The organism is Janthinobacterium sp. UMAB-56 (assembly GCF_900095265.1).
Classification (GTDB): domain Bacteria; phylum Pseudomonadota; class Gammaproteobacteria; order Burkholderiales; family Burkholderiaceae_D; genus Janthinobacterium.
This window is the reverse complement of record NZ_LT607666.1, coordinates 64,366-90,376: the sequence shown is the minus strand read 5'-3', so window position 1 is coordinate 90,376 and position 26,011 is coordinate 64,366. Positions and strand designations below refer to the sequence as shown.

At 63.4% G+C, this 26,011-nt stretch carries 24 protein-coding genes; 14 read left to right on the top strand and 10 right to left on the bottom strand.

Annotation, left to right across the window (positions count from 1 at the left end):
• Window positions 1-1,232 (top strand): serine hydrolase (locus tag K0F85_RS22855; protein WP_219118221.1); only part of this gene is annotated, 1,232 nt, incomplete at its 5' end.
• A gap of 3 nt (window positions 1,233-1,235) precedes the next feature.
• Here the strand turns inward: K0F85_RS22855 and K0F85_RS22850 are convergent.
• The 3 genes from K0F85_RS22850 to K0F85_RS22840 form a co-directional block, all read right to left on the bottom strand.
• Window positions 1,236-1,589, bottom strand: coding sequence for a hypothetical protein (locus tag K0F85_RS22850; RefSeq protein ID WP_219118220.1), 354 nt, complete (start codon window positions 1,587-1,589; stop codon window positions 1,236-1,238).
• Window positions 1,586-3,151, bottom strand: a complete 1,566-nt coding sequence (locus K0F85_RS22845; protein WP_219118219.1) for an EAL domain-containing protein — start codon at window positions 3,149-3,151, stop codon at window positions 1,586-1,588. Before K0F85_RS22845 ends, K0F85_RS22850 begins: the two co-directional genes overlap by 4 nt.
• A gap of 231 nt (window positions 3,152-3,382) precedes the next feature.
• Window positions 3,383-4,900 (bottom strand): MFS transporter, encoded by a 1,518-nt coding sequence (locus K0F85_RS22840; RefSeq protein ID WP_219118218.1) that lies wholly within the window; start codon window positions 4,898-4,900, stop codon window positions 3,383-3,385.
• 63 nt (window positions 4,901-4,963) lie between these two features.
• On the opposite strand from K0F85_RS22840, the gene K0F85_RS22835 reads away from it, so the two are divergent.
• Entirely contained in the window at window positions 4,964-5,860 is an 897-nt protein-coding gene (locus tag K0F85_RS22835) for a LysR family transcriptional regulator (protein WP_219118217.1), read from the top strand.
• Between the two features lie 22 nt (window positions 5,861-5,882).
• On the opposite strand, the gene K0F85_RS22830 is transcribed toward K0F85_RS22835, so the two are convergent.
• Entirely contained in the window at window positions 5,883-6,452 is a 570-nt protein-coding gene (locus K0F85_RS22830; RefSeq protein WP_219118216.1) for an XRE family transcriptional regulator, read from the bottom strand.
• 91 nt (window positions 6,453-6,543) lie between these two features.
• On the opposite strand from K0F85_RS22830, the gene K0F85_RS22825 reads away from it, so the two are divergent.
• Window positions 6,544-7,074 (top strand): GNAT family N-acetyltransferase, encoded by a 531-nt coding sequence (locus K0F85_RS22825; protein WP_219118215.1) that lies wholly within the window; start codon window positions 6,544-6,546, stop codon window positions 7,072-7,074.
• 27 nt (window positions 7,075-7,101) lie between these two features.
• Here K0F85_RS22825 and K0F85_RS22820 read toward each other — a convergent pair whose 3' ends face one another.
• From K0F85_RS22820 to K0F85_RS22810, 3 genes are all read right to left on the bottom strand, one after another.
• Window positions 7,102-8,286 (bottom strand): low temperature requirement protein A, encoded by a 1,185-nt coding sequence (locus tag K0F85_RS22820; protein ID WP_374198790.1) that lies wholly within the window; start codon window positions 8,284-8,286, stop codon window positions 7,102-7,104.
• A 51-nt stretch (window positions 8,287-8,337) separates the two neighbouring features.
• Complete coding sequence (locus K0F85_RS22815) at window positions 8,338-9,291, bottom strand: 2-hydroxyacid dehydrogenase (protein ID WP_219118213.1); 954 nt, start codon at window positions 9,289-9,291, stop codon at window positions 8,338-8,340.
• 111 nt (window positions 9,292-9,402) lie between these two features.
• On the bottom strand, window positions 9,403-10,086 hold the full coding sequence (locus K0F85_RS22810; protein WP_219118212.1) for a hypothetical protein: 684 nt from the start codon (window positions 10,084-10,086) through the stop codon (window positions 9,403-9,405).
• Between the two features lie 244 nt (window positions 10,087-10,330).
• Here K0F85_RS22810 and K0F85_RS22805 point away from each other — a divergent pair, with 244 nt between their 5' ends.
• The 8 genes from K0F85_RS22805 (at window position 10,331) to K0F85_RS22770 (ending at window position 18,723) form a co-directional block, all read left to right on the top strand.
• Window positions 10,331-11,203: a hypothetical protein gene (locus tag K0F85_RS22805; protein ID WP_219118211.1), complete on the top strand. Its 873-nt coding sequence runs from the start codon at window positions 10,331-10,333 to the stop codon at window positions 11,201-11,203.
• A 71-nt stretch (window positions 11,204-11,274) separates the two neighbouring features.
• Window positions 11,275-12,432, top strand: a complete 1,158-nt coding sequence (locus K0F85_RS22800) for a sensor histidine kinase KdpD (protein ID WP_219118210.1) — start codon at window positions 11,275-11,277, stop codon at window positions 12,430-12,432.
• Between the two features lie 128 nt (window positions 12,433-12,560).
• Window positions 12,561-14,015, top strand: a complete 1,455-nt coding sequence (locus tag K0F85_RS22795) for a circularly permuted type 2 ATP-grasp protein (protein ID WP_219118209.1) — start codon at window positions 12,561-12,563, stop codon at window positions 14,013-14,015.
• A complete protein-coding gene (locus tag K0F85_RS22790; RefSeq protein WP_219118208.1) occupies window positions 14,009-14,953 on the top strand; it encodes an alpha-E domain-containing protein in 945 nt (314 codons plus the stop codon). Before K0F85_RS22795 ends, K0F85_RS22790 begins: the two co-directional genes overlap by 7 nt.
• Window positions 14,953-15,762, top strand: coding sequence for a transglutaminase family protein (locus K0F85_RS22785; RefSeq protein WP_219118207.1), 810 nt, complete (start codon window positions 14,953-14,955; stop codon window positions 15,760-15,762). The genes K0F85_RS22790 and K0F85_RS22785 overlap by 1 nt, the downstream gene beginning before the upstream one ends.
• Before the next feature lie 91 nt (window positions 15,763-15,853).
• Window positions 15,854-16,732, top strand: coding sequence for a peptidase (locus K0F85_RS22780; RefSeq protein WP_219118206.1), 879 nt, complete (start codon window positions 15,854-15,856; stop codon window positions 16,730-16,732).
• Between the two features lie 108 nt (window positions 16,733-16,840).
• Window positions 16,841-18,193 carry an alpha/beta hydrolase gene (locus tag K0F85_RS22775; RefSeq protein WP_219118205.1) on the top strand — a complete coding sequence of 451 codons (1,353 nt, stop codon included), beginning with the start codon at window positions 16,841-16,843 and terminating at the stop codon, window positions 18,191-18,193.
• Between the two features lie 104 nt (window positions 18,194-18,297).
• On the top strand, window positions 18,298-18,723 hold the full coding sequence (locus tag K0F85_RS22770) for a Fur family transcriptional regulator (protein WP_034787417.1): 426 nt from the start codon (window positions 18,298-18,300) through the stop codon (window positions 18,721-18,723).
• Window positions 18,724-18,756: 33 nt separating this feature from the next.
• On the opposite strand, the gene K0F85_RS22765 is transcribed toward K0F85_RS22770, so the two are convergent.
• From K0F85_RS22765 to zigA, 3 genes are read right to left on the bottom strand one after another with little or no spacing between them, the layout of a single operon-like run.
• The gene (locus K0F85_RS22765; RefSeq protein WP_219118203.1) at window positions 18,757-19,548 is read right to left on the bottom strand and encodes a nickel transporter; all 792 of its coding nucleotides are present in this window, start codon (window positions 19,546-19,548) and stop codon (window positions 18,757-18,759) included.
• Window positions 19,545-20,552 carry a GTP-binding protein gene (locus K0F85_RS22760; protein ID WP_219118202.1) on the bottom strand — a complete coding sequence of 336 codons (1,008 nt, stop codon included), beginning with the start codon at window positions 20,550-20,552 and terminating at the stop codon, window positions 19,545-19,547. The genes K0F85_RS22765 and K0F85_RS22760 overlap by 4 nt, the downstream gene beginning before the upstream one ends.
• Before the next feature lie 19 nt (window positions 20,553-20,571).
• A complete protein-coding gene (gene zigA / locus K0F85_RS22755; RefSeq protein ID WP_219118201.1) occupies window positions 20,572-21,798 on the bottom strand; it encodes a zinc metallochaperone GTPase ZigA in 1,227 nt (408 codons plus the stop codon).
• 206 nt (window positions 21,799-22,004) lie between these two features.
• Between zigA and K0F85_RS22750 the strand changes: the two genes are divergently transcribed.
• From K0F85_RS22750 to K0F85_RS22740, 3 genes are all read left to right on the top strand, one after another.
• Window positions 22,005-23,051: a hypothetical protein gene (locus K0F85_RS22750; RefSeq protein ID WP_219118200.1), complete on the top strand. Its 1,047-nt coding sequence runs from the start codon at window positions 22,005-22,007 to the stop codon at window positions 23,049-23,051.
• Between the two features lie 114 nt (window positions 23,052-23,165).
• Window positions 23,166-25,262, top strand: a complete 2,097-nt coding sequence (locus K0F85_RS22745; protein ID WP_219118199.1) for a bifunctional 2',3'-cyclic-nucleotide 2'-phosphodiesterase/3'-nucleotidase — start codon at window positions 23,166-23,168, stop codon at window positions 25,260-25,262.
• 56 nt (window positions 25,263-25,318) lie between these two features.
• Entirely contained in the window at window positions 25,319-26,011 is a 693-nt protein-coding gene (locus tag K0F85_RS22740; RefSeq protein WP_219118198.1) for a tetratricopeptide repeat protein, read from the top strand.

Below are 26,011 nucleotides of genomic sequence, written 5' to 3'. Positions count from 1 at the left end.
CCAGCATCGTCATCGCCGTCATCGACGGCAGGGACAGCGCCGTGTATGGCTTTGGCAGCCTGCATGCAGGCAAGAGCGTCAAGCCGGGCGCCGACACCGTCTATCAGATCGGTTCCGTCACCAAGACCATGACGGGCTTGCTACTGGCCGATGCCGTCATCGAAGGCAAGGTGAAACTCGACGAGCCGGTAGCGGCATTGTTGCCGGGATATACATTGCCCGCCTTCGACGGAAAAACGATCAGCCTGCTCGACCTGGCCACGCATTATTCTTCGCTGCCGCGCCTGCCCGACAACTTCGCGCCCAAGGACCCTGCCAATCCGTATGCCGATTACACAGCGGAAAAACAGCGGCAGTTTCTCGCCGCCTACCATCTGCCCAGTGCGCCAGGCACGGCCTTTGACTACTCGAATATCGGCTATGCCGTGCTGGGCACGGCCCTGGCCGCCCGGGCGGGCAGCAGTTACGAAGCGCTGCTGCAAAAGCGCATCGCCGTGCCGCTGGGCATGCGCTCGACCTCGAATAAGCCCACGCACGGCATGCTGGCGCGCCTGGCGCCCGGACATATGCTGTCGGGCGAAGCCACGCCGGCCTGGGATTTGAACGTGGTGGCGCCGGCCGGCGGCGTGTATTCCAGCGCGCGCGACATGGTTGCCTATCTGCAAGCGTATATGTTCAAGCCGCTGCGCCCGTATGCGCTGGCGATCACGCCGCAGCGCCCACTGGCGCCGGATAGCGACACGAAGGTCGGCCTGGCCTGGCTGCTGGAGCAGCAACAGGGGCAGACCTACGCCTGGCACAGCGGCCAGACTGGCGGCTACGCCAGCTATGCCGCGTTCACCACGGATGGCAAACGGGGCGTGATGGTGTTGACGAACACGGCGCGCAGCATCGATGCCCTGGGCTTGTCCGCGCTGCTGCCCGGCACGCCTTTGCCGCCGCTGAAAAAACCGCTAGCCGCCATCGAATTGCCGCGCGCCGCGCTGGCCGAGTATGTCGGCGAGTATCCGCTCGACAACGATTTCACCTTGACGCTGAGCCTGGGCAAACAAGGGCTGGAAGCGGCTGGCACGGGCATCGGTTCGGCGCCCCTGTTTGCCAGCGCGAAAGATCAATTTTTCTTCCGCGCCATCGAGGCGGAACTGGCGTTTACGCGCGATACCGCAGGCAAGATCGCCAGCGCCGTGCTCAAGCAAGGCGGGCAAGACGTGGTCTTGCCGCGCAAGCGGTAAAACTCAGGCTGCCGGGTCTTGCATGAATTGCTCGACCCGCGCCACAAACTCCGCCTTGCTGCGCGTGCGAAACTCACCCAGGAAGGCGTCGCTGCCTTGGACGATCTTGCCATGGCGGTCGTATGACACCTTGCCCATTTCCAGCACGAATTCGCCCTCGGGATCGTCTTCCGGCTCGAAGTGCGAATTGAAGCAGTAACCCGTGTCGCGGCAACTACCCCACAGCAGCAGTGCGCTGCTGAACCATTCCATGGTATCGGGGCCAGGGTTCACCTCGAACAGGGTGTTGACGGTGATGTGCCAGCCGCCCGGTACGCGCAGCGGCTGCAAGGGATAGGGAAAGCGTGGCTTTTTCATGGGATAGGCAGTAGGCGGCTTGCGTAAAAGGCCAGGAACTCCTGGGCCGGCAGCGCTTTCGCAAACAGCCAGCCTTGGCCGAATTCGACTTTGCGTTCCAGCAAATAATCGGCTTGCTGCTGCGTTTCTATGCCTTCGGCCACGATCAGCATGTTCAAGCTGCGGGCCATATCGATGATATGCGGCGTGACGCTGCTGGTGGCGGCGTCCGTGCCGATGGTGTCGACAAAGGATTTGTCGATTTTCAGGGCGTCGAGTGGCAGGTTTTGCAGGCTCGACAGGCTAGAGTATCCCGTGCCGAAATCATCGATGGCCACGGCATGACCGCGCGCTCTCGCTTTTTCGATGGTGGCGCGGGCCGCTTCCACATTGATGAAGCCCCGCTCCGTCGCTTCCAGCCAGATCTGCTGCGCCTCGATGCCTGTGCCGGCCAGCGAGCGTTCCAGCACGTCAAGCACCCTGCCTGTTTCGATATCGCTGGCGCACAGGTTGATGGCGATGTGCAGCGCGCGGTCGGCCAGCAGCGCGGCGCGCATGTCGGCGATGACGCAAGCGATCACCTGGTCCGTGATGGGCAGAATCAGTTCGCCATCCTCGGCCACGGGGATGAACAGGTCGGGCCGTATCATGCTGCCGTCGGGACGGCGCCAGCGTATCAGCGCCTCGGCACCCACGCACACGCCCGTGTCGAGGGCGATGATGGGTTGATAATGGACAAAAAATTCGCGCCGGTCGATGGCGATGCGTAATTCTCCCATCAGCGACAGGCGGCGGCGCGACAGCCACACGACGATGCCGACGATGAAGGCGGCCATCAGCAGGCCCAGCGGTAAAAGCAGCAGCTGTTCGCGCCGCAGCCTGTCGTTCAGCTTGCTGCGCGGCTCGATCATCACGGCCGTCAAGCCATCGCGGTAGAGTAGCGCATGGATGCTGGCGTCGTACGCGGCATCACCCGCCGCTGGCTGGCCGCTGAGCAAGGATTGCACCAGCGCGGGGTCGGGATGGTGCAAAGTGTCGAGCACGCCGCCCTTGTCGATGGCCATGGCCATCTGGATATCGGCGTCGATGATGACGTCGGTAAAGCGCGCGGGATCGACCAGTACCTTGTATGCGCGGTAAGTCAGCCCCACCATGCGCTTGCCGCCGCTGACGACGGGGCGCAGGTTGAAATCGAGACCCAGGCCATTGTCCAGGATGAACTCGGCAGGCGTGACGGCGATGCGCGTCTCTTCGATGCCCGTGGAGGTGCATTTGAGCATGCCGTTTTCGACATAGCCGATATCGTCGATGCTGCGCGTGGTAATGCTGATGCGGCGCAGTTGCTGGATATGCGCTTCCGAACACGGCGGCAGGTCCAGCGCATCGGCGCTGCGCAAGGCGGCACCGGCCGAGGCGATCGAACGCTGTGCGCGCTCGAGCGCATAGCCGGCGAGCAGGCGCAGGCGCTCCTGTTGGCCCTGCTCGGCGCGCGCGGACGACAGGTAAAAGGCCAGGCTCAGGGGGGCGGCCACGCCGATGACTGCAACTAGCACGCTGGTGATGATAATGCGTTTTCTGTGCATGCGCTTCTCCGCACCGAACACAAGCTACTGCGCGTCGCGATTAGCGGCTTCCGATGCTCACTGCCTCGGCGGCCCCGTGCTTCGCACAGCTGCGCTTCTCAGCGACAACTCACTGCCACTCGCTACGGTTCTGTTCGGCGCTCTTGATTGGTCGTGTTATATGATTGCCATGTATTGCTCGATGGAATCATATTACAAGTAGAGGCCGTGTACTTGAATATTGCTGAACAGTTACACTTTTCCCGCAACTTGCGCGGCGGGCAACATCGGCCTGGCCAGCACAAACACCAGCGCCGCCACCACGGCCGCCAGCCCGCCCGCCAGGTAGAGCACGCTGGCAAAGCCGTCGATGAAGGCGTGCCGCGCCGCTTCCTGGGCCACACCCTGCAAGGCGGGTGGCAGCTGGCCAAACGCTTCGGCCGCGTTGCCGGCGACGATGCGCCCTATCATTTCGGGCGACGCCTTCAAGCCATGCAGCCACGCCAGCTTTTCGAACGAAGCTGCCGTGCGCATGGCCAGCACGGCGCCCAGCGCGCCCACGGCCAGCACGATGCCGACAAAGCGCGTGGTGGTGCTGATGCCGGACCCCATGCCCGTGCGCTCGCGGGGAATGCAGGCGAGGATGGCTTTTTGCGTGGTGCCGTTGAGCAATCCTGCGCCCGCGCCAGTGACGACCATGCCCGCCGCCACCAGGCCGTACAGCAGGCTGGACGCGGCCAGCGCCGTGGCGACGTTGCCTGCGGCGACGATCAGCAGCCCCGTCACGAGGATGCCTCGGTCGTCCAGCCGGCGCATGGCACGTGGCGCCAGCCGGGAAAACAGCACCATGGCGATGGCAAACGGCAGCATGGCACAGCCGGCCAGCACGGCGGAAAAGCCGAAGCCGTTCTGCAGGTACAACGGCAAGAACGTCATCATCACTTGCGCGGCGATGGCGTAGCCGAACATGCCCAGCACGGCACCGACGAAGACGCGGCGGCCAAACAGGGACAAATCGACCATGGGCGCGCGCTGGCGCCGCTCCACCATCACGAACAGGGCCAGCAGCGCGGCGCCGGTCAGAAAGCGCAGCATGGTGGCATGGCTGTTCCAGCCCGCCACGGTGGCGTCGATCAAGCCCCAGATGATGCAGAACAGGCCGGCGGAGAACAAGGCTGCGCCGAGCGGGTCGAAGCTGGCATTCGACGCATCTTTCGACTCGTCCACGTGCTTGCGCACCAGCAGCATCAAGATGGCGACGACAGGCAGGTTCAAATAGAAAATCCAGCGCCAGTTGATGGCGCTCGTGATCAGGCCGCCCAGCAGTGGCGCCAGCGTCATGGCCACGCCCATGGCCGCGCCCCAAATGGACCAGGCGCGCGCCCTCTCCTTTTCCGCATGGAAGGTGTGGCCGATGACGGCCAGCGCGGAGGTCAGCAGCAGCGCCGCACCGAGGCCCTTGATGGCGCGCGCCACGTTGAGCACCAACGGCGTCCACGCCAAGCCGCACAGCAGAGACGCCAGCGCGAACACGGCCAAGCCGAACAGCATGACCTTGCGCCGACCCAGGCGGTCGGCGATGCTGCCGGCCGGTAGCAAAAATGAGGCGAACGCCAGCATGTAGGCGCTGACCACCCATTCCACGTCGACGAAGCTGGCGTTCAGCGCGCGCGCGATCGATGGCAGGGAGACGGCCACCACGTTGGTGTCGAGCATGATCAGCGCGCACACGCCGGAGCAGGTATAGAGGGTCCAGTTGGTATGTTTCATGCCGCGATTGTAAGCAGTCCGGTGTTATTTCCTGTTATAAGACAATCGCCTTATAATTCACTCATGGTGAATAAAGAAAAATTGCTGGAACTGCGGCATTTCCGCTGCGTGCTGGCCGTGGCGCACAACCTGCATTTCGCGCGGGCGGCCGCCGAGCTGGGCATTTCTCCGCCAGCACTCACCAAGCAGGTGCAGGAAACGGAACAGTTGCTGGGCACGCGCTTGTTCCAGCGCAGCAAGCGCGCCGTGGCACTGACGGCAGCCGGCGCACTGTTCGTCATCGAGGCCACGCGCGCGCTGGCGCAACTGGCGCAGGCGCAGGAAGTGGCGCGGCGGGCGGGACGGGGCGAGCTGGGAAGGCTGGACATCGGCTACGTGGCCTCGGCCGCCTATGCGGGCGTGCTGCAAGACCAGTTTGCCCGCTTTCGCGCCAGCCACCCCGGCATCCACATCAGTGCGCGTGAATACGCGATGGATGCCCTGCCCGGCTTGCTGGACCAGGGCCGCGTCGATCTGGCCTTCGTGCGCCCGCCCCTGCATTTGCCGGACGGCATAGACATGGTGGTCTTGCTGCGCGACCGCTTCGTGCTGGCCGTGCAGGCCGACAGCCCGCTGGCCGGGTCGGGCGTGGCGGGGCCGACGGCACTGGCGCAGCAAGCGTTCATCGTGCCGGAGCAGGAATTGGGCACCCTGGAAGTGAGCCGGCGTGGCGGCTTTGCGGCGCAGGTGGTGTCGCGCCCGGGCAGCCTGCTGGCCGTGCTGACGGAAGTGTCGCTGGGCGTGGGCTGCGCCATCGTGCCCCACTCCGTGATGGCCAGCGTGCAATTGCGCGGCGTGTGCTTCCGCGAACTGGAGGCGCCGCAGATCAGCTCGGAAATCGCCGTCGCCTTCCGGCGCCACGAACAGGCGCCCGCCGCGCGCGCCTTCATTACCCAGTTGCGCGCGGCGGCAATCGCCTGAGGCTAGCCTGGTGATTCTGCCGTCAGGCGCTCTTCATTACCGCCACGGCATAAGTGCATGGGCGCGATGTTTCATTGCTGAACACGCAATCCGACGGCGGGCCCAGCGCCAGGCAGTCGCCTTCGTCCAGCTCGTGGCGGGTATCGCCTTCGATGAAGACGAGGCTGCCGCTCAACGCCCAGATCAGCTGGCGCCGCGCCACATAGGCAGCGGCCGGCATGGCCACCACCGCGCCCGGCGGCAAGCTAATATACACGAGATCGAGCGGCATGTCGGATGCCGGTGACACGTGGCGCCGCACATAGCCGCTCTGCGGGTCGGTCCATACGGGCTGCTCAGCCTTGCGCAGCAGGCGCCCGGCGCGCATCTCGGCGCGGGCGATGAGTTCGGACATGCTCAGTCCGAAGGCAGCCGACAAGCGCGCCAGCAAGGTGGCCGTGGGGCTGCAATCGCCCCGCTCTACCTTGTGCACCATCGCGCGCGACACGCCCGAACGGGCCGCCAGGTCCGTCAGCGACCAGCCCAGGCTTTCCCGCTCGAGGCGCACCCTGGCACCGATGCGCTGGTTCAATTCGTCTGGTTTAGTGGACATGTGTCGGATTTCATTCGGATTCCATTGGACAAGGCGGGGACGGCAATCTATGATTTGTCCATTATAGTAGACGACCAGCAAGGAGATCAATATGCACATACGCGATGCCCATGCGGGCGATATCGAGGCCATCACGGCCATCTACAACGATGCCGTCAGCCATACCCTGGCCATCTGGAATGAACGGACGGTCGATGCAGCCAACCGCGCCGCCTGGCTGGCCGAGCGCCAGCGGGCCGGCTATCCGGTGCTCGTCGCCATCGATGCGCAAGGAACGGTCGCTGGCTACGCCTCGTTTGGGGACTGGCGCCCGTTCGAAGGATTTCGCCATACGGTCGAGCATTCCGTGTATGTGCGAGCGGACAGCCGCGGCGCCGGGGTCGGCAAGGCCTTGATGGGGGAATTGATCATGCGGGCGCGCGGCCTGGGCAAGCACGTCATGGTGGCGGGCATCGAAGCGGGCAATGCCGGCTCGATCGCCCTGCACATGCAGCTGGGCTTCGATGAGGTGGGATTGATGCGCCAGGTGGGCACCAAGTTCGGCGCCTGGCTGGACCTGGCGTTCTTGCAACTGCAGCTCGATACGCGCAGCGATCCGGACAGCATCACGCCGCCCGGCTAAGGTCAGGCAGGCGTCAGAGATAGCGCATCAGATATCTATCTCCGGTGGCGGTCGGCGCAGCGCCATATGTTCCCACACGGCCACCAGGACCAGCACGCAGCTGGTGATGCACGCCAGGGTCAATGGCGTGTACAAACGGCCGTAAGCCATCGGGATCAGCGCCAGGATGATCAAGATGCCCAGCAGATGCGACAGTGGCGGCGTGGAACGGTCGTTGCTGACCCATTTGAACAGCGCATTGCCCAGCAAATACAGGATCGGGCCGCCCAGCAAGGCGCTGATGCCGGCGAAGCTCGCTTCATCCGGATGCACGAGCGCCAGTTCATCGGCCACGGCGCTGACGATCACGCCGCCCACGATCAGCACGTGGATATAGGTGTAAGCCTTGCGGGCGATGCGGCCCGGGTCCTTCGCATGGGCGATGCGGTGGTGGCCCGCCTCGGCGCCCGTGTCGAAATAAATCCACCACATGGCGATGCTGCCGGCCAGGGCCGACAAAAAGCCCAGCCAGTTGGCACCCGTCCATGCCAGCCCCGCGAAGGTGGCGCCCGTCACCAGCAGGGATTCACCGAGGGCGATGATGACGAACAGGCCGCAGCGCTCGGCCATGTGGCCGCCATCGACATCCCAGTCGGCTATCGTCGAGCGGCCCAGGCCGGGCACGCCAAACTGCATCCATGGACCGGCCAGGTCGATCAGCAGGGCCGCGCCCCACCAGAAGATGCGTTGCTCGGGCGACGCGATGCCGCCCGCGATCCAGAAGATGCCCGACAGCACGGCCCACAGGGCGATGCGCTGGAAATTGCGGCGGCGCGCCAGCGCTTCATGGCGCACGGCCCACCAGGCGAACAGGGGCCGGCCCACCTGCATGGCGACGTAGGCGAGCGCAAAACCCAGGCCCCGCGTGCCGAACGCTTCGGGTATCGAGGCCGACATGATCAGGCCGCCCAGCATCAGCACAAACAAGCTGATGCGCACGGGAATGCGCTCGGGGTCGAGCCAGTTGGTGATCCACGACGTGAATATCCACACCCACCAGACGGCCATCAGCAGCAAGCCAGTCTGCAGCCAGCCCATGGCGCTCAGGTGCGCCAGCAAGCCATGCGATAGTTGCGTGACAGCAAACACGAACACCAGGTCGAAGAACAGCTCGATCATGCCCACCTTGCCGCTGTCCTGCCCGCCGCGCGTGCGCAACAGCGATTTTGTCAATTCCATAGCGACTCTTTCATTCATACTAATAAAATGTTCAATCCGGGATTTTTATAACTTTACTGGCGTCAACAACGGCAAGCCGGCGAAGTGCGCGGCCAGATTATCGACCACCAGTTGCCCCATCGCATGGCGCGTTTCCACCGTCAGGCTGCCCACGTGCGGCGTCAGCACCACGTTCGGCAAGGCGCGCAAGGCGTTTGGTACGCGCGGTTCGTCGGCAAACACGTCGAGACCGGCCGCGCCCAGGTGGCCATCCTGCAAGGCGGCGATCAGGGCGTCTTCATCGATGAGGGCGCCACGGGCGATATTGATCAGGGTGCCTTGCGGACCGACCGCGTCGAGCACCTTGCGGTCGATGATCTTGCGCGTGGCGGGCGTACCTGGCGCGCAAACAATGAGGTAGTCGCTTTCCTGCGCCAGGGCAAGCAAGGATTCTGCGCGCGGCACGGCAGTGCCGGCAATGGCGCGCGGCTGGAAGTAGCGCACCTGGACGCCGAAGGGGGCCAGGCGCAGCGCGATGGCCTGGCCGATCTGGCCGAAGCCGAAGATCCCGGCCGTCTTGCCGCGCAGGCTGGACGCGGGGGCGATGGCCTCGCGGCGTTCCCAGCCGCCATCGCGCACAAAACGGTCGAGCGCCACGATGTGGCGCGCGCTGGCCAGCAGCAAGGCCAACGCCACGTCGGCTACGTCATCGGTCAGCACGTTCGGCGTGGTGGTGACGGCGATGCCGCGTGCGCGCGCCGCATCGAGCGCCACGCCATCGAGGCCCACGCCATTCACGGCGATGATTTCAAGATTCGGCAGCAAGGCCATGTCGGCGCCATTCAAGCCCAGCGCGCCCGACGTGACGACGGCGCGGGTGGCCGGCGCCCGTTCGGCCAGCCAGGCGTGGCGCGCGTCAGCCGGCACTTGCCAGGCGTGATGGCAGGTATATTGCTGGTCCAGCTGCGCGTTGACGGCAGCCGAGGGACTGGGAGCGAGGATGAGGAGTTCTGGGGGCATGGGCGTCCTGGGTCGTGTCACATGAATTGCAGACGCAACTTAGCATATTTGCGACCCAGCCGGGGCGACTGCCCTGCAATCGCCGTGAAAACCCTGTGCCTGCGGCGGTCTTTAGCCCGGGCAAGGCACGCGTTTCACCTTGCCGCCCGTCTTGAACGGGTCGGCGCCCGCGCCCGGGTTCGCATCCATGCCATAGCAGGCGGCGCCGCCGGCGCTGACGACGCGCGTGACAGGCCGGCCATCGGCCGACAGGTATTCCTCCACGCGGATGACGGGGCCGCCGCGCCAGGCCGAGGCCACCAGCTTCTGGAAGGCGCTTTCGCTCTTGAGGTCGGCTACGGCCAGCCATGGCTTGTCTTGCTGCAGCTCGCCGCGTAGAGCCTTGTCTGCGGCGCCCGCCGCCAGCCGGGCGCGCGTGCGCAAGTCGGTGCTCGATTGGGCCGGGACGGATGCGGCAGGCAAGTCCTCGGGGGGCACGGTGATCGCTTGCGCTGTTACGGGAGCTGTCTCGTAGGCGACGGGCGGCGCACTGGCCCGCGCGCGCGGCATGGGTACGGGCATGGGCGGCGGCATGGGCAGCGGCAAGGCCATCGGTGGCACTTGCGGCGGCGGCCGGGTCGGCAGCAAGGTCATGAACGCCACTTCCGTGTATTGCTTGAGTTGCCGTGCTGGCAGGAGCAGGAAATACAGGCCCAGCGCATGCATGGCCAGGATCAGCGCGACGGCCGCGCCTTTCAAGCTCAAGCCCCGCCGTATGCGCGTAGAAGCGAACTGTAAATGGCGGTGCAATAACATGCGGTTTCCTGTGGGCGCGGGGCGCGATGGCCTATTCTAGCGAAACTTGAACATAGGCATTAATAAATCCACAAGGTATCGTCTGGCGCGCCTTTTCCTGCCGGAATCCGGCACCCGGATGCACAAGGGCATAGGCAGGCCAGCGCAGGCGATGGCCCCAGTATCGCCAGGCAAAGTATCCTTGGGCCGATTTTTTTCGCGTGCGCCCCTGTGCCGGCACATGCGCTTCGGCGACAATGCGAGCATGAAACGACTCCCTGCCCTGCTGCTCTTGCTCAGCCTATCCCTGCCGGCCTCTGCCCAACGGCAAGCCGCCTGTCCGTATGCCGCCTGGAAGAGCGGCTTCAAGGGCGATGCGCAGGCGCAAGCCAGGTGTTTGCTGCGTCCCGTGAAACAGTACGCGCGCCTGGGCGACAGCGCCCCGCTGCCGGAGTTTCTTGCCACCCACATCGGCCAGCGCACCGGCATTGCACCGGCCCGCTTGCGCGCCTGGCTGGCGCAGCAAGGTGTTGCCGAAGCGGACGTGGGCGGCGCCGTCGACGCCCCCCTGTCGCGTGCCGTTGGCCGGCTGGCGGCGCCCATGGCGCGCTATTTCGTCATCCACGACACCAGCTACCCGAATTTCTTGGCGGAACCTATTCCTGCCCACATCAACGACGCCAGCTGGGACTTCAACGACTTCAGCTTGCGTAATCCGGCGCTGGGCGGCGGCCCGAAAGGCCATGTGTACGTGAACCGACTCGGCGGTGCATTGGCCGTGCGCGACTTCGGCACAGCTGGCTACGCCAGCAAGCTGGAGAAAGACAAGCCTTCGCTGACGGGCCTGTTCCTGCATGTGGAACTGGTGCAGCCACGCCAGTCCGTGCCCGGCGGCGGCAAGGGCAACGATGGCCTGGCGCCCGATCCCGGCTTTACGCCAGCGCAATACGAGCGCCTGTCCCTGCTATACCTCGCCGCCAGCGTGCGCAAGGGCACGTGGCTGATCCCTGCCTTCCATGCCGTGCTCGATACGGGCTTTGCGAATGGTCATGACGATCCACAGAACTTTTCCCTGGCCGCATGGTCAGCCTCGCTAGCGCGTCTGCATGCGGCCCTGCGGCAAGCCGATACTGATTAATAAGACGTTCCTCCGACGGCTGATTTGTCGCATACTATCGCAAGCATAGTCATTCCTGTCAGGGAGCCCAGTTGAATATTGCAACGGATCATCAGGCGGGTCGCCAGGCAGGCACACGCCAGCCACTGCGACGCGCGCAGCGCCTCTTTGCCATGCGCGACGCCGTCCTCGACGACTGGGAGCAGCGCGTGCGCGCCAGCGTGCGCGGCGCGGACCAGTTGCTGACGCCCATCCTCACCAATACCCTGCCCGCCTTTTTCGACAACCTGGTCGAAGCCCTCACGCCGGGCCATCCGCGTGACAACGCCACCAGCAACAGCAATGTGCCCGCCGTGCATGGCAATGAACGGGCGCGCATGACCAATTATGGGCCGGAACAGGTGATCCAGGAATACCAGATCTTCCGCGACTGCTTCGCCGCCACTGCACATGAGACCGGCATCACCTTGCGCGCCAAGGACAGGCAGGTGCTCAACGCGTCGATCGATTTGGGCATCCGCGAATCGATACGCGAATTTACCAGCATGCACGAAGGCTTCCGGCGCCGCGTCGCGGCCGGCCTGTCACACGACATGCGCAATCCCCTTGCCGTCATCAGCACCAGCGCCCAGTTGCTGCTGCGGCTGAAGGACCCGGAACGGGTGGTGTCACTGGCGCACAAAATTGCCGAGCACAGCAAGCGGCTTGACAGCATGATTGAGGAATTGCTCGACAGTCTCAGCTACCACAAGGGCCAGCGCCTGCCGCTGTCCCTGAGCCAGTTCGACGTGCTGCGCCTGGTGCATGCCGTGGCCGGCCAGGTCAATTTGCAGCGGCCCGGCAAATGCCTGGTCAGCGGGCAAGCCGTCATCGGCTGGTGGTGCGAGAACTCGCTGCGGCGCGCGCTGGAAAACCTGCTCGGCAATGCCATCAAGTATGGCGACGACAGCCCCGTCAGCGTGCTCGTGGAAGCGGTACACGAACGCCTGATGATCACCGTCCACAATGGCGGCCACGCCATCGCGCCGGAACAGGCTGAACGCATCTTCGACTACCTGCGCCGCGAGAACGACAACCCTGCGCCGGGCTGGGGCATCGGCCTGCCTTTCGTGCAGAACGTGGCCGAAAGCCACGGCGGCAGCATCGCCGTCGACAGCGCGCCCGAGACGGGCACCAGCTTCATCTTCGACGTGCCCGTCGATTGCCGCCCCTTCGTACCGCCCTCCGACATCCCCAAGAGTGACAGCTAGCGCACCAAATCGGTGCAATGAAGGGCGCGACGCCACAAAAATGGTCATATTTGCACCTGTTCACGCCCCTGCTGTTGGCACGCTTCCTGCTGAGCTCTACGTAGACACGGCTCAAGGGAAATCACAACATGGCAAATTTTTTCAATGAAATGACTGCAGATGACGTGGGTACGGACGGCAAGGTACGTGAACACTATCGTGAATTTGACAACTGGCTGGCGCAGCAATCCCCGGAAACCATTGCCCGCAAGCGGGCCGAAGCCGACCTGACGTTTCGCCGCGTCGGCATCACCTTCGCCGTCTACGGCGACGATGCCGGCACGGAACGCCTGATTCCCTTCGATACCATCCCCCGCATCATCCCCGCCGCCGAATGGGCGCAAATGCAGACGGGCCTGGTGCAGCGCGTGCAAGCGCTGAACATGTTTATCCATGATATTTATCACGAGCAAAACATCATCAAGGCAGGCATCATTCCTGCCGAGCAAATTTACAAGAACGCCCAGTACCGCCCGGAAATGCAGGGCATCGCCGTCGCTTCCGACATTTACGCGCACATTGCCGGCGTCGATATCGTGCGCGCCGGCCAGGGTGAATTCTATGTACTGGAAGATAATTTGCGCGTGCCCTCGGGCGTGTCCTATATGCTGGAAGACCGCAAGATGATGATGCGGCTGTTCCCGGAACTGTTCGCGCGCAACCGCATCGCCCCCGTCGACCATTATCCGGACATGCTGCTCGACAACCTGCGCTCCGTCGCACCGATGGGCGTGGATGACCCCACGGTCGTCGTCATGACACCCGGCATGTACAACTCCGCCTATTTCGAGCATGCCTTTCTGGCCCAGCAAATGGGCGTGGAACTGGTCGAGGGCAAGGACTTGTTTGTCAACGATAACTCGGTCTACATGCGCACCACGCGGGGGCCGAAGCGCGTGGACGTCATCTACCGCAGGGTCGACGACGATTTCCTCGACCCGCTGGCCTTCCGTTCCGATTCCTCGCTGGGCGTGCCGGGCCTGCTGTCCGTCTACCGTGCCGGGCGGGTCACTTTAGCCAACGCCATCGGCACCGGGGTTGCCGATGACAAGTCGATCTACCCCTTCGTGCCCGACATGATCAAGTTTTACCTGTCGCAGGAACCGATACTCAACAATGTGCCGACATACCAGTGCCGCAAGAGCGCCGACCTGTCGTACGTGCTGGCCAATTTGCCGAAACTGGTGGTCAAGGAAGTCCATGGCGCGGGCGGCTATGGCATGCTGGTGGGGCCAGCGTCCAGCCTGGCGCAGATCGAGGATTTCCGCCAGCGCCTGCTGGCCAATCCGGGCGGCTACATTGCCCAGCCGACACTCGCCCTGTCCGCCTGCCCCACCTATGTGGACGCCGGCATTGCGCCGCGCCACATCGATTTGCGTCCGTTCGTGCTGTCGGGCAAGACGATTTCCATGGTACCCGGCGGCCTGACCCGCGTGGCCCTCGGTGAAGGCTCGCTGGTGGTCAATTCCTCGCAAGGGGGCGGCACCAAGGATACCTGGGTACTGGAAGCCACTTCCGCCTTTGCAGGAGAGAAAACATGCTGAGCCGTACCGCCGATCATTTGTTCTGGATGGCCCGCTACACGGAGCGGGCGGAAAACACGGCGCGCATGCTGGACGTGAACATGCAAACGTCCATGCTGCCGCAGTCCGAGCAGGACGCGGAACAGGGCTGGCGCGCGACGCTGGGCATTTCCGAGCTGCAAAGCGCGTACGACCACAAATACGGCCGCTTCCACACGCGCGACGTGCTCGACTTCATGGTGCGCGACCCGAACAACCCGTCGTCCATCCTGGCCTGCCTGACGGGGGCGCGCGAAAACGCCCGCGCCGTGCGCGGTACATTGACGACCGAAGTGTGGGAAATCCAGAACGCCACCTGGCTCGACATGCAGAAGCGCTTGAAAAGCAATCTGCTGGAAACGGACCCCAGCCAGTTCTTCGAATGGGTCAAGTACCGCTCGCATCTGTCGCGCGGCGTCACACTGGGCACCATGCTCAAGGATGAGGCCATCCACTTCATCCGCCTGGGCACCTTTTTGGAGCGGGCTGACAACACGGCGCGCATCCTCGACGTGAAGTTCCACGGCGCGCGCGATACCTCGAAAGATAGTACCCAGCGCGATTTCTACTACTGGGCGGCCCTGCTGCGCTCCGTCTCGGGCTTCGAGATTTACCGCAAGGTCTACCGCGACGTCATCACCCCGGCGCGGGTGGCGGAATTGCTGATGCTGCGCGGCGACATGCCCCGCTCCTTGCTGGCCTGCATGGATGACGTGGTGGAAAACCTCAAGCACATCCGCAACGATGTGTCGGCCGATACGGAGCGGTTTGCCGGCAAATTGCATGCGGAGCTGAAATTCGGCCATATCGACGACATCATGAAGGCGGGCTTGCACCTGACCCTGACGGAGTTTCTGGAAAACATCTATGACCTGGGCAACCGGGTCAGCCGCGACTTCCTCGTTCCCTTGGCGGCCTGATGCAGCTCACTATCCGCCACGAAACCCATTACGCCTACAGTGCGCCGCTGGCCTACACCATCCAGCAGCTGCACCTGACGCCGCGTATCGAGCCGCAGCAGCGGGCTCTGTCCTGGCAAATCACCACGCCGGGGCGTTGCCACGCTTACACGGATGCCTACGGCAACCTGTCGCACATGCTGACGATTAACGGCAGCCATCACTCCTTGAGCCTGGTGGCGCATGGCGTGGTGGAAACCATCTATCCGCACAAGGGACGGCTGAACCTGGTCGATACCTTGTCGCCGCTGTTGTTTACCATGCCGACGCCGCTGACGCAGGCCAATCCCGCCATCCTCGAGCTGGCGGCTGCCAGCTTGCTGGACCGGCGCGTGACGGCCGGCACGGGCCATCTGCTGCGCCTGGCCGAGCACATCGTCGGCAAGGTGGCGTATGAAAGCGGCGCCACCATGGTCACCACCACGGCCGGCGACGCGCTGGCGCTGGGGCGCGGCGTGTGCCAGGACCACGCCCATCTGTTCCTCGCCTGTTGCCACGCCTGGGGCATCCCGGCCCGCTATGTCTCCGGCTATATCGATCCGGGCACGACGGGCCACGCGGCCAGCCATGCCTGGGTCGACGCCTGGACGGAGGATACGGACTTCGCGGGCTGGGTCAGCATCGACGTGACCCACGCGCGACTGATGACGGATGCGTATTGCCGCCTGGCCATCGGGCGCGACTACGATTCGGCGGCGCCCGTGCGGGGCGTGCGCCAGGGTGGCGGCACGGAAACCCTGAGAGTCGATGTGCAGATAGTGCCCGTGTAATCGGGCAGAAATGAGGCTGGCCGGGCCTTGCCAGCAGGTGGCATGGCCCGGCTGGTGTAGAATGCTTCCCCTTTTGACTTGATTTACGACGATGACTTATTGCATAGGCATGCGCCTCAACGAAGGCCTGGTCTTCCTGTCTGACTCCCGCACCAACGCCGGCGTGGACCAGGTGGGCACCTTCCGCAAGATGAGCGTGTTCGAGAACCCGGGCGACCGCATGCTGGTCCTGATGACGGCCGGCAATTTGTCGATCTCGCAGGCGATACGCCAGATCGTGTCCGAACACGTGGATGCGGACGGGCGCAGCATCTGGAACGTGGCCAGCATGTACGACGCGGCGCGCATCGTGGGCGAAGCCGTGCGCACCGTGCACCTGCGCGAAGCGAAGGCGCTGGCAGACTGCGGCATCGATTTCAATGTCAGCATCATCCTCGGCGGCCAGATAGGTGCTGAGCGCTGCCGGTTGTTCCAGGTGTATTCGGCCGGCAATTTCATCGAATCGCACGATGAAAACACGTATTTCCAGATCGGCGAAGCGAAATATGGCAAGCCCATCATCGACCGTGTCATCAACCCGGGCACGCGCCTGGACGAGGCGGCCAAGTGCGCGCTCATTTCCATGGATTCGACCCTGCGCTCGAACATTTCCGTCGGCTTGCCCCTCGATCTGCTCGTCTACGAGACGGGCAGCCTGGCCGTCACGCGTTTCGTCACCATCGATGAAAAGAACCAGTATTTCCGCATGATCCGCGACACCTGGGGCGAGCAATTGAAACATGTGTTCGAAGGCATCGTCGATCCCGTGTGGAATGCGGCGCCGGAAACCACCCTGAACGTGCTGTCCTCAAGCAATATGCATAGCAAGCCCGTGCGCGTGGCCATCCCCGAACACGTGAGCCGCGGCGGCCTGACCGTGGCGCCCCTGCAATCGCTGGCGCAGCAGTTCAGCGACGACAAGCAGCATTGATCTGGCTCGCACCGCCCGCGCGCGGTGCTGGACATGTCGCTTTGCGCGTGCTTTTATGGCAATATGGCTTGATATTTAAACCAGATTGACCTGAAAGGCAGGTGGCGCATGGACTTGATCACTTCCGCCGTCGTGGCAGCCATCGGGCATGGCGCGCCCGGCCACGCGTCCGAAGCCGTCGCCGGCCATTATCAACGGCTCAAGCTGGCCGTCGCGAAGTTCGACAGCGCCGCCGCCATCCTGGCCGCCATCGCCGCGCTGGAAGCGGCGCCTGACCATCCCCAGCTGCAACTGGCCCTGTCGGCCGCCCTGTCCAGCGCGAAAGTGTCCGATGACATGGAAACCCTGTTTGCCGCACAAAGCTTGCTCGAAGCGCTGCAGCGGCCTTTGCCCCAACTACCGGCAGTGGAAACTGCGCCCGCGCCGCCAGACAAAAGCGCCGTCGTCTCAAACTATGCCGTCGTGAAAGTGTATTTCGCCACGGACCGCCAGCACGACGTGGGCAAGCCGCCGGGCCAGCGCTTCAGCGGCGAGCGCAGCATGACAGGTGGCAATGGCGGCGGCGACGGGCCGCTCAGCTATGGCAGATGCGACATCAGCATCCCCCGCGATCACCGCATGGGCCAGCTGGAATCGCCGTCGCTGTGGCGCCTGGAATTTCGCGACGACCCGGCCAAGCACGTGGTGTTGCTGACTGCCGAGGTGCAAAACCGTGACAACTTCTTTGCAGCATTAAAGACCCGCATCCGCGCCTCGGCCGGCCAGAGCGCCTTTGTCTTCGTGCACGGCTATAACGTGTCATTCGAAGACGCGGCGCGGCGCACGGGGCAGATGGCCTACGACCTGGGCTTCGACGGCGCAGCTGTGTTCTACAGTTGGCCGTCACGGGGCGACCTGGCCGGCTATACCATCGATGAAAACAATATCGAGTGGAGCACGCCCCACATCACCAACTTCCTGGCCGAATTTCTGGCCAGCACGGAAGCGGCGCAAGTATATCTGGTGGGACACAGCATGGGCAGCCGTGGCCTGGCGCGCGCCGTGGCAGTCTTGCTGGCCGCGCAGCCGCCACTGGCGCAAAAGATCACGGAGCTCATCCTGTCCGCGCCCGACATCGACGCCGGCGTCTTCAAGCACGATATCGCGCCGAAACTGGCCACTGCGCGCAACCCCGTCACTTTATATGCCTCGTCGCAAGACCTGGCGCTGGCCGCCTCGAAAGCGGTGCACGGCTACCCGCGCGCGGGCGACAGCGGTGCCGGTATGCAGATCGTGGCGGGCGTGGAAACGATCGACGCCACGGGCGTCGACACGAGCTTCATGAAGCATGCCTACTTTGCGGAACAGCGCTCGGCCCTGTCCGACATGTTTTCTCTGATACGCCAGCAGGCGCGCGCCGACCAGCGCTTTCTCGACCCCGTCGATACGCCGGCCGGCCGCTATTGGACGTTCAAACCGTGACGCCGCTTCATGCTTGCGGGCACGCATGCTAAGATACGGCCAAGAGGGTGGCAACGGGCACGGCGATGACGCCGCCAGCCGATCCCCCGCAAGCAGGCCATATCATGTTGACATCATCTTCTACACCGCAAGCCGAATCGCTGATCCGCAACACCAATGCCCGCGTCACCAAGACGCGCGTGAAGGTGCTCGACTTTTTAATGGCGCAAAGCCGTTCGCTGACCCACCACGAAATCCAGCAAGCGCTGTCGCAAGACAGCGATATCGATTCCGTCACCCTGTACCGTGTGCTGGAATGGCTGACGGAAAACGAACTGGTGCACCGCATCGCGGGCGCCGACCAGGTGTGGCGCTTCAGCGCGGGCGCAGGCCACCAGGCGCACGAACACGCGCACTTCCAGTGCACCAAGTGCGCCAACGTCACCTGCTTCAATGAAGTCAAGCTGCCCCCGCCCGTGCTCTTGCCGGAAGGTTTCAGCGGCGGCGAAGTCGATTACTTGATCAAGGGCCTGTGCCCGCGCTGCAAATAACGCGCTGAGGCGCAGACTAGCCGCCCTGCCCCCTTAGTGCACCCTTACCGTGCGCAAGCCATGCAGGGTCCAGCCGTACAGGGCCGCCATCAGCAGCAGCATGGCCCCACCCAGCGCCACCACCCAGCTTTCTGGCAGCGACCACGCTGGGTCCAGCTTGCCGGCGGCCATATAGCCAGCCATGGCCACGCAGATGGCGACGATGGGCCAGCCCAGGCGGCGCCGGAATGCGCGCACGATATCAATCTTGCCGGTACGCATGACCTTTGCCGTGACCCAGCCATCGAAGGCATCCGTCACGCCCATGCCCACGGCAAACACCGTAGCCGTCAGCAAGGCCGGGCCCATGCCGCCCAGCGCCACGGCCGCATAGCCCCAGGCGGCCGCCTGCAGGGCCGTGTCGAAGACCAGCGCGAACAACATGCCGACGAGGATGGCACCGAGCGGCCCGGAAACGCCCCTCAGCCATCCTGGCAGCAGCCGGCCGCGCACCTCGGCCAGTTGCGCGCCAGCCAGCAAGCTGCGCGCATTCATGCCGGCGATGAGCAGCAGCAAGGCGATGGGCAGCCACTCCAGCCACCCGAACAATGCTGGCGAAGGCGAAAATTGCCGCGAGGCCAGCGCCGCCATGGCCACGATGGCCAGCATGCAGATGCCATGCCCCAGCGCAAACAGCGCGCCCATCCACGGCGTCCAGCGCGGATGGGCAGACTGGCTGCGCAGGGTCAGCCCATCGACGGCAGCCAGGTGGTCGGGTTCCAAACCATGCCGCATGCCCAGCAGAAATATCAGCGCCAGGGCGGGCAAGCCCGCTTCCACGCTCATGCGCACGCCAGGCTGACGGCGCTGGCCGCGCCTGCCACGCAGCGGTCCAGGCCTCGCGTCAGCATGTCCTGCGGCAAGTCGCGGCCGATGAAGATGATCTTGCTGGCGCGCGCCTCGCCATCGCGCCACGGCGCGCCGAGTTCCGAACCCATCAGCATGTGCACGCCCTGAAAGACGGCACGGCATGGCAAGTCGGCGACGTATAAAATGCCTTTGTAGCGCATCATCTGGGTGCCGAACAGCTGCACTACGGCATCGAGAAAGTGTTCCACCTGCAGCAAATCGAGGGCCTGGGCCTGGTGGTACACAAACGATTGCACGCCATCGCCATGGCGGTGCCCCACCCTCCCCAGGAAATCCGGCTCCAGTTCGACGATGGCATTCAAGTTGAAACCGCGAATATTCAACATATCGCGCAGTGGCACATTGCCGAAGCGCACTTTCTGCAGGCTGGCGCGACCATTGATGGCAATCAAACGCTGGCGCAGCGCGGCCAGTTCGTCCTTGCTGACCAGGTCCGTCTTCGACAGCAGGATGCGGTCGGCAAAGCCCACCTGCTCCTGTGCTTCCCGGTGCTGGCTCAGTTGCTGCTGCGCATGGCGCGCATCGACCACCGTCAGGATCGCGTCCAGCAGATAGCACTCGCTGACGGACGGCTCCGCAAAGAAGGTTTGCGCCACAGGGCCAGGTGCGGCCAGGCCCGTCGTTTCGATGATCACGTGATCGAAAACAATGCTGCCTGCCGCCCGCCTGGCGTGCAGATCGCCCAGGATGCGGATCAGGTCGCCGCGCACGCTGCAGCAGATGCAGCCGTTGTTCATTTCCACGATCTGCTCGTCGCTGTCCTGCACCAGCAAGCCATGATCGATACTTTCGGCGGCGAATTCATTTTCGATCACGGCGATGCGTACGCCATGGTCGCCCCGCAATATGCGCTTGAGCAAGGTGGTTTTCCCACTGCCGAGAAAACCCGTGATGATGGTAACGGGGATGTGTTCTGTCATGGTGTGTTCCTGTGCAAGGTTAATTGTCCAATTCTTCCATGTGCTGCCACTGGGGAAACGGGTCGGGCAGCTTGCGCCAGGCGGCCATGCCCTTGCGCGTTTCCGTATAGTTGAGTTGACATGTCTTTAAATCCGCTTCGATAGCGGCTTGGTCCATGCCCTGGCCGATGAAGACGATTTCCTGGTAGCGATCGCCATACGTTTCACTCCAGCCCGCTTTGACTTCCGCCAGCGACTCGGCATCCGTGGGCCAGCGCTCTTGCGGCACGGCCGCCCACCACAGGCCCACGGGCTCGATATTCATCAATTTGCCCGCACCGGACAGGCTGGCCACCCATTCGGGCCGGCTGGCCAGCCAGAAATAGCCCTTGCTGCGCACCACACCGGGGATCGGCTGGGAAATATAGTCGTGCAGGCGCTGCGCGTGGAACGGTTCCTTCGCGCGGTACACAAAGCTGCTGATGCCATACGTTTGCGTTTCCGGCGTGTGGATGCCGGCCAGCTCTTGCGCCCAGCCCGGCATGGAAGCCGCCTGTTCCAGGTCGAACAAGTTCGTGCCCAGGATGGCGTCCAGCGGCACGATGGACTGCGTGGTTTCGATGATGCGCGCGCCGGGATTGAGGGCCTTGAGGATGGCCAGTACGCGCAGGCGCTCGGCCGCATCGACCATGTCGATCTTGTTGAGGACGATGACATTGGCAAACTCGATCTGCTCCGTCAGCAAGTTGGCCAGTTGACGGTCGTCACCCTCGCCCGCGATTTCGCCGCGCTGCTCCAGGCTGTCTTCGCTGTGAAAATCCGCCAGCAAGTTGGCGCAGTCGACGACGGTGACCATGCAGTCGATGCGCGCCACGTCGTTCAGGCTGTCGCCGTGCTCATCCACGAAGTCGAAGGTGGCGGCCACGGGCATCGGCTCGCCCACGCCCGTCGATTCGATCAGCAGGTAATCGAAGCGGTCTTCGGCCGCCAGGCGCCGTACTTCCAGCAATAAATCGTCGCGCAGGGTGCAGCAAATACAGCCGTTCGACATTTCCACCAGTTTTTCCTCCGTGCGCGACAGGGCCGCACCGGCCGCCTCGGCGCTGTCCTTGACGAGCGAGGCATCGATATTGACGTCGCTCATATCGTTGACGATGACGGCCACGCGCTTGCCTTCGCGGTTGCGCAGTATGTGGTTGAGCAAGGTGGTCTTGCCGGCGCCGAGAAAGCCGGACAGAACGGTGACGGGGAGTTTGCGCTGTGGCATGGTTAATCCTTGGGCTTGGTGAGTTCGGAATGGTCGCTACACATGCAAATAGATTGCATTTGCGAATTATAATGCAAGTCAATTGCATTTGGGTGGCATTCATTTGGCGCCATCTTCAACGTGCTACAGTGGCAGTTCGGCGGCCAGGCTATCGGAGCAAGCGCCTGGCCGCAGAAAAGCCCAACTCTCACAGCACCAAGGAATCGATGATCTTACGCAGCTATACCATGCTTTTTGCAGCACTGATTTTGATGACCGGCAGCGCCATTGCCGCAGACATAAAACCCCCGATCAAGCACTACATTTACTTTAATCACCGCGAGCCGGACGGGGAAAACATCCGCTCGGATAAGGCGTTAACCGATCCACGCTTCAGCGGCGCTCAAATCGTCTACACCTGGCGCAGCCTGGAGCCGGAACAGGACCGTTACGATTTTTCGGCGATTCGCCACGACTTGCGCTATCTGAATGCCATCGGAAAAAAGCTTTGGATACAACTGCAGGAAAAATCCTTCACGCCACGCCATAATGTGCCGTCCTATTTGCTCAGTGATCCCCGCTACCAGGGCGGCATCCTCAAGCAAAGCATGCTTTCCGCGCCGGAACGCGACCCGCACAAGCCGGTGACGGATGACGAATACGGCTGGTCGGCAAAAATGTGGGAAGCGCCGGTGCGCGAACGTTATCAACGCTTGATCCGGGCGCTAGGCAAGGAATTTGACGGGAAGATCGAGGGAATTAATTTCAGCGAAAGCTCGATCGAGATCGGCGTCGAAGATAGCAAGGGAAATACTATTTTCCCCGATGATTTCAAGCCGCAGCAGTATGTAGATGCCCTCAAGGACAATATGCAGGTACTGGCCGCAGCTTTTCCCCACACCACCACCATGGTGTATTTAAACTTCCTGCCGGGCGAATGGCTGCCGTGGACCGACAAGGGCTATATGCGCAGCCTGTTTGCGCAAGCACAAACGCTGCAGATGGGCGTGGGCGGTCCGGACCTGATGCCGTACCGGAAAAGCCATATGGGACAGAGTTACGGCTTTATCAAGGACTACCCAGCGAACCTGGTCAAGGGCATGGCCGTACAAGATGGCAACCTGCGCCAGATCAATCCGCGTACCGGGAAGAAAAATTCAGTGGAAGATATGCTCGATTTTGCCCGCAATTACCTGGGCCTGGACTATATTTTCTGGGTAGAAGACGAGCCATACTTTAGCAATGAAGTGCTGAAACAGCTGCCGGGGCATTGATACGCTTGCGCCCCATGGCCCGCAAGCGTGCATCCATGCGCCTTGCCACACTGTCATGGTGGCGTCATATGGCGGCGTTACAGTCGCGTCCTTTGAATCTTTCCGAGGGCGGTAATGAAAACAAATTGGATCATGCTGGCGGCGCTGGCAAGTGCGGGTTTAACTGGCTGCAACGGCGGCGCGACGACGGCCCAGGTGATACCAGAAGGCACGACGGTTACCGTGGCATTGCTGGAAACCACCGATATCCACTCGAATGTCCTGAGCTACAACTATTACGCGCTGGCTGAAGACACCAGCCTGGGCCTGGAGCGCACCTCCACACTGATCCAGGCGGCGCGCGCGGAAAACCCGAACAATGTGCTGCTCGACGATGGTGACGTCATCCAGGGTACCTTGCTCGCCGACCTGCAAGCCGTGGCCGCGCCCGTGCCCTGCTCCGGCACGCTGGCCGTGCACAAGGCCATGAACGCCCTGAAATACGATGCGGGCGGCATGGGCAACCACGAATTCAACTATGGACTGGCTTACCTGAGCCAGATCACCAACACGGATTTCGGCATTCCCGGCGTGGCCAAGCCGACAGGTAGCTGCGGCGCGCCCGCCTTCCCTTCCGTGCTGAGCAATGTCGTCGGCGTGGCCAGCGGCAAGCCCATCTTCCAGCCCTACACCCTGCTGCCCCGCGACTTCACGGCCGTGAAGCCAGACGGCAGCAAGCTCGATGTGAAGATCAATGTGGGCGTGCTGAGCTTTGTGCCGCCGCAAATCCTCGAATGGGATCAGAAAGTACTCGCTGGCAAGGTCAGCGTAACGGGCGTGCAGGAAGCGGCCAAGCAATATGTGCCGGAATTGCGCAACAAGGGCGCCGATATCGTCGTGGCCCTGTCGCATGGCGGCCTGGACACCAGCGCCTACAGCCCGAAAATGGAAAACGGCAGCTATCACCTGACCAGCACGGGCATCGACGCGCTGATGATCGGCCATTCGCACTTGATCTTCCCGAAAGGCAAGGAAGAAGGCGCGGCCGCGCTGGACGCCTCGTTTGCCGCCTTCCCGGCCAGCGCCAAGATCGACGCCGTCAACGGCTTTGTCAATGGCGTGCCGACCGTCATGGCGCAAAGCTGGGGCCGCCGCTTGGGCATCATCAAGCTGACGCTGGTGTATCAGGCGGGCCGATGGGTAGTGCAGCCGGCCAAGACGACAGTGGAATCGCGCGGCTTCAAGTACACGGACGGTAAGACCCTGGTGAAAGCCGACCCGGCCATCGCACCGCTGGTGGCCACCGAGCACGCGGCCACCATCGCCTATGCCAAGCAGCCGCTGGGCATCAGCACGGATTTCGAAATGTCCGCCTACTTTGCACTGGTGGGCGATGTCAGCGCCATCCAGCTGGTGAACCAGGCGCAGCTCGATTACGTCAAGAACTTCATTGCCACCAGCACCGATGCCACCTTGTCCAGCTACAAGAACATCCCCGTCATCTCGTGCAGCGCGCCTTTCAAGGCGGGCCGCAACGGGCCGTCGGACTTTACGGACGTGGCGACAGGGGCGACGCCGGCCGCGCCAATCGGCTTGCAGGTGCGCAATCCGGGCGACTTGTATTTATATAGCAATAACAACCTGCAAGCCGTCAAGATCAAGGGCGCGGACTTGAAGGCGTGGCTGGAAACGTCGGCCAAGCAATTCAACCAGATCGACCCGGCCAGTACAGCCGAGCAGGACCTGGTGCCGTCGTACGGCACGATCTATAACTATGACGTGTTCTATGCGGAAAACAATGCGCTGACGTACCAGATCGACGTGACGAAAAAGGTCGGCAGCCGCATCGTCAACCTCACGTACAAGGGTGCAGCAGTGGCCGATGGCGATGATTTCATCGTCGCCACCAACGACTACCGCGCCGGTGGCGGCGGCGCCGTGCCCGGCATCGATGGCAGCAAGACCATCATCAAGTCGCCCGATGCGAACCAGGCCGTGGTCAGCAATTATCTGGCGTCGCTCAGCACCAAGGGCGGCAAGGTGACGCTGGCGGCCAATGGCAGCGCGCGCAGCTGGAGCTTCGTCAAGACGGCCACGGCCGGCCCCGTGATCCTGCGCTCGGCGCCCGGCCATCTGGCGCTGGCGCAAGGCAGCGGCATCGCCAACGTGGCGGCCGAGGGCGGCCTCGACGCCAGCGGTTTCGCCAAATACCGCATCGACCTGAGCAAATAAGGTCCATGGGCCGGGACTGCGGCAGTTCCGGCCTGTTTTGATGAAAGCTGATCCAGATGAAACATGCTCTCTCCCTCCCCGCCGTCGTGCTGGCCGCTATCCTGGCCGCCTGCCAGGCATCGCCACCGCCCACGGCGGCCGAAATCGAAGCCATGGCCATGCAGGCGCGCCAGGCGGGCGACCACCAGGCCGAGCGCCGTGTGCGCAGCTGGGCCAGCAAGGACATCCCCGTCGCCGAACGCGAACTGGCGCTGATTTACCAGGCCAGGCCCGAGCGCCGCGCCGAGGCCCTGAATCTGTTCGAACAGGCAGCCCGCGCCGGCGATACGGAAGCAGCATTCGAACTCGGCCAAATGCTGCGCGCCGCTACGCCGGCCCAAGCCTGGCTATGGTACCGGCAAGCGGCCCAGCAAGGCCATGCCAAGGCGGCACTGATGCTGGGTTTGCTGGCGGCCAACGGCGAAGGCGTGCCAAAAGATCCCGCGATAGCCGCGCACTGGCTGGAAAAATCGAGCGAACTGGGCAATCCACACGCCATGTTCCTGCTGTACAACGCCTACCGCGAAGGCCGCGGCGTGCCGCGCGACCTGGCCAAGAGCCATGCATTGCTGGAAGAAGCGGCCCACCACGAATACCCGCCCGCCATTCAGGAGCTGGCCATGACGGTACAGGCGGACGACGCCCTGCGCGCCGGTCACCTGATGAAGGAAGCGACTGAACACCGGCATAACAATTGGAACCGTTTTTAA

Coding starts and splice junctions, on each gene's coding strand:
- K0F85_RS22745 (WP_219118199.1), top strand. CDS start 23,166: ATGAAAACAAATTGGATCATGCTGGCGGCGCTGGCAAGTGCGGGTTTA.
- K0F85_RS22765 (WP_219118203.1), bottom strand. CDS start 19,548: ATGAGCGTGGAAGCGGGCTTGCCCGCCCTGGCGCTGATATTTCTGCTG.
- K0F85_RS22845 (WP_219118219.1), bottom strand. CDS start 3,151: ATGCACAGAAAACGCATTATCATCACCAGCGTGCTAGTTGCAGTCATC.
- K0F85_RS22760 (WP_219118202.1), bottom strand. CDS start 20,552: ATGACAGAACACATCCCCGTTACCATCATCACGGGTTTTCTCGGCAGT.
- K0F85_RS22810 (WP_219118212.1), bottom strand. CDS start 10,086: ATGTTATTGCACCGCCATTTACAGTTCGCTTCTACGCGCATACGGCGG.
- K0F85_RS22850 (WP_219118220.1), bottom strand. CDS start 1,589: ATGAAAAAGCCACGCTTTCCCTATCCCTTGCAGCCGCTGCGCGTACCG.
- K0F85_RS22840 (WP_219118218.1), bottom strand. CDS start 4,900: ATGAAACATACCAACTGGACCCTCTATACCTGCTCCGGCGTGTGCGCG.
- K0F85_RS22825 (WP_219118215.1), top strand. CDS start 6,544: ATGCACATACGCGATGCCCATGCGGGCGATATCGAGGCCATCACGGCC.
- K0F85_RS22785 (WP_219118207.1), top strand. CDS start 14,953: ATGCAGCTCACTATCCGCCACGAAACCCATTACGCCTACAGTGCGCCG.
- K0F85_RS22770 (WP_034787417.1), top strand. CDS start 18,298: ATGTTGACATCATCTTCTACACCGCAAGCCGAATCGCTGATCCGCAAC.
- zigA (WP_219118201.1), bottom strand. CDS start 21,798: ATGCCACAGCGCAAACTCCCCGTCACCGTTCTGTCCGGCTTTCTCGGC.
- K0F85_RS22780 (WP_219118206.1), top strand. CDS start 15,854: ATGACTTATTGCATAGGCATGCGCCTCAACGAAGGCCTGGTCTTCCTG.
- K0F85_RS22775 (WP_219118205.1), top strand. CDS start 16,841: ATGGACTTGATCACTTCCGCCGTCGTGGCAGCCATCGGGCATGGCGCG.
- K0F85_RS22830 (WP_219118216.1), bottom strand. CDS start 6,452: ATGTCCACTAAACCAGACGAATTGAACCAGCGCATCGGTGCCAGGGTG.
- K0F85_RS22790 (WP_219118208.1), top strand. CDS start 14,009: ATGCTGAGCCGTACCGCCGATCATTTGTTCTGGATGGCCCGCTACACG.
- K0F85_RS22835 (WP_219118217.1), top strand. CDS start 4,964: ATGGTGAATAAAGAAAAATTGCTGGAACTGCGGCATTTCCGCTGCGTG.
- K0F85_RS22795 (WP_219118209.1), top strand. CDS start 12,561: ATGGCAAATTTTTTCAATGAAATGACTGCAGATGACGTGGGTACGGAC.
- K0F85_RS22750 (WP_219118200.1), top strand. CDS start 22,005: ATGATCTTACGCAGCTATACCATGCTTTTTGCAGCACTGATTTTGATG.
- K0F85_RS22815 (WP_219118213.1), bottom strand. CDS start 9,291: ATGCCCCCAGAACTCCTCATCCTCGCTCCCAGTCCCTCGGCTGCCGTC.
- K0F85_RS22805 (WP_219118211.1), top strand. CDS start 10,331: ATGAAACGACTCCCTGCCCTGCTGCTCTTGCTCAGCCTATCCCTGCCG.
- K0F85_RS22740 (WP_219118198.1), top strand. CDS start 25,319: ATGAAACATGCTCTCTCCCTCCCCGCCGTCGTGCTGGCCGCTATCCTG.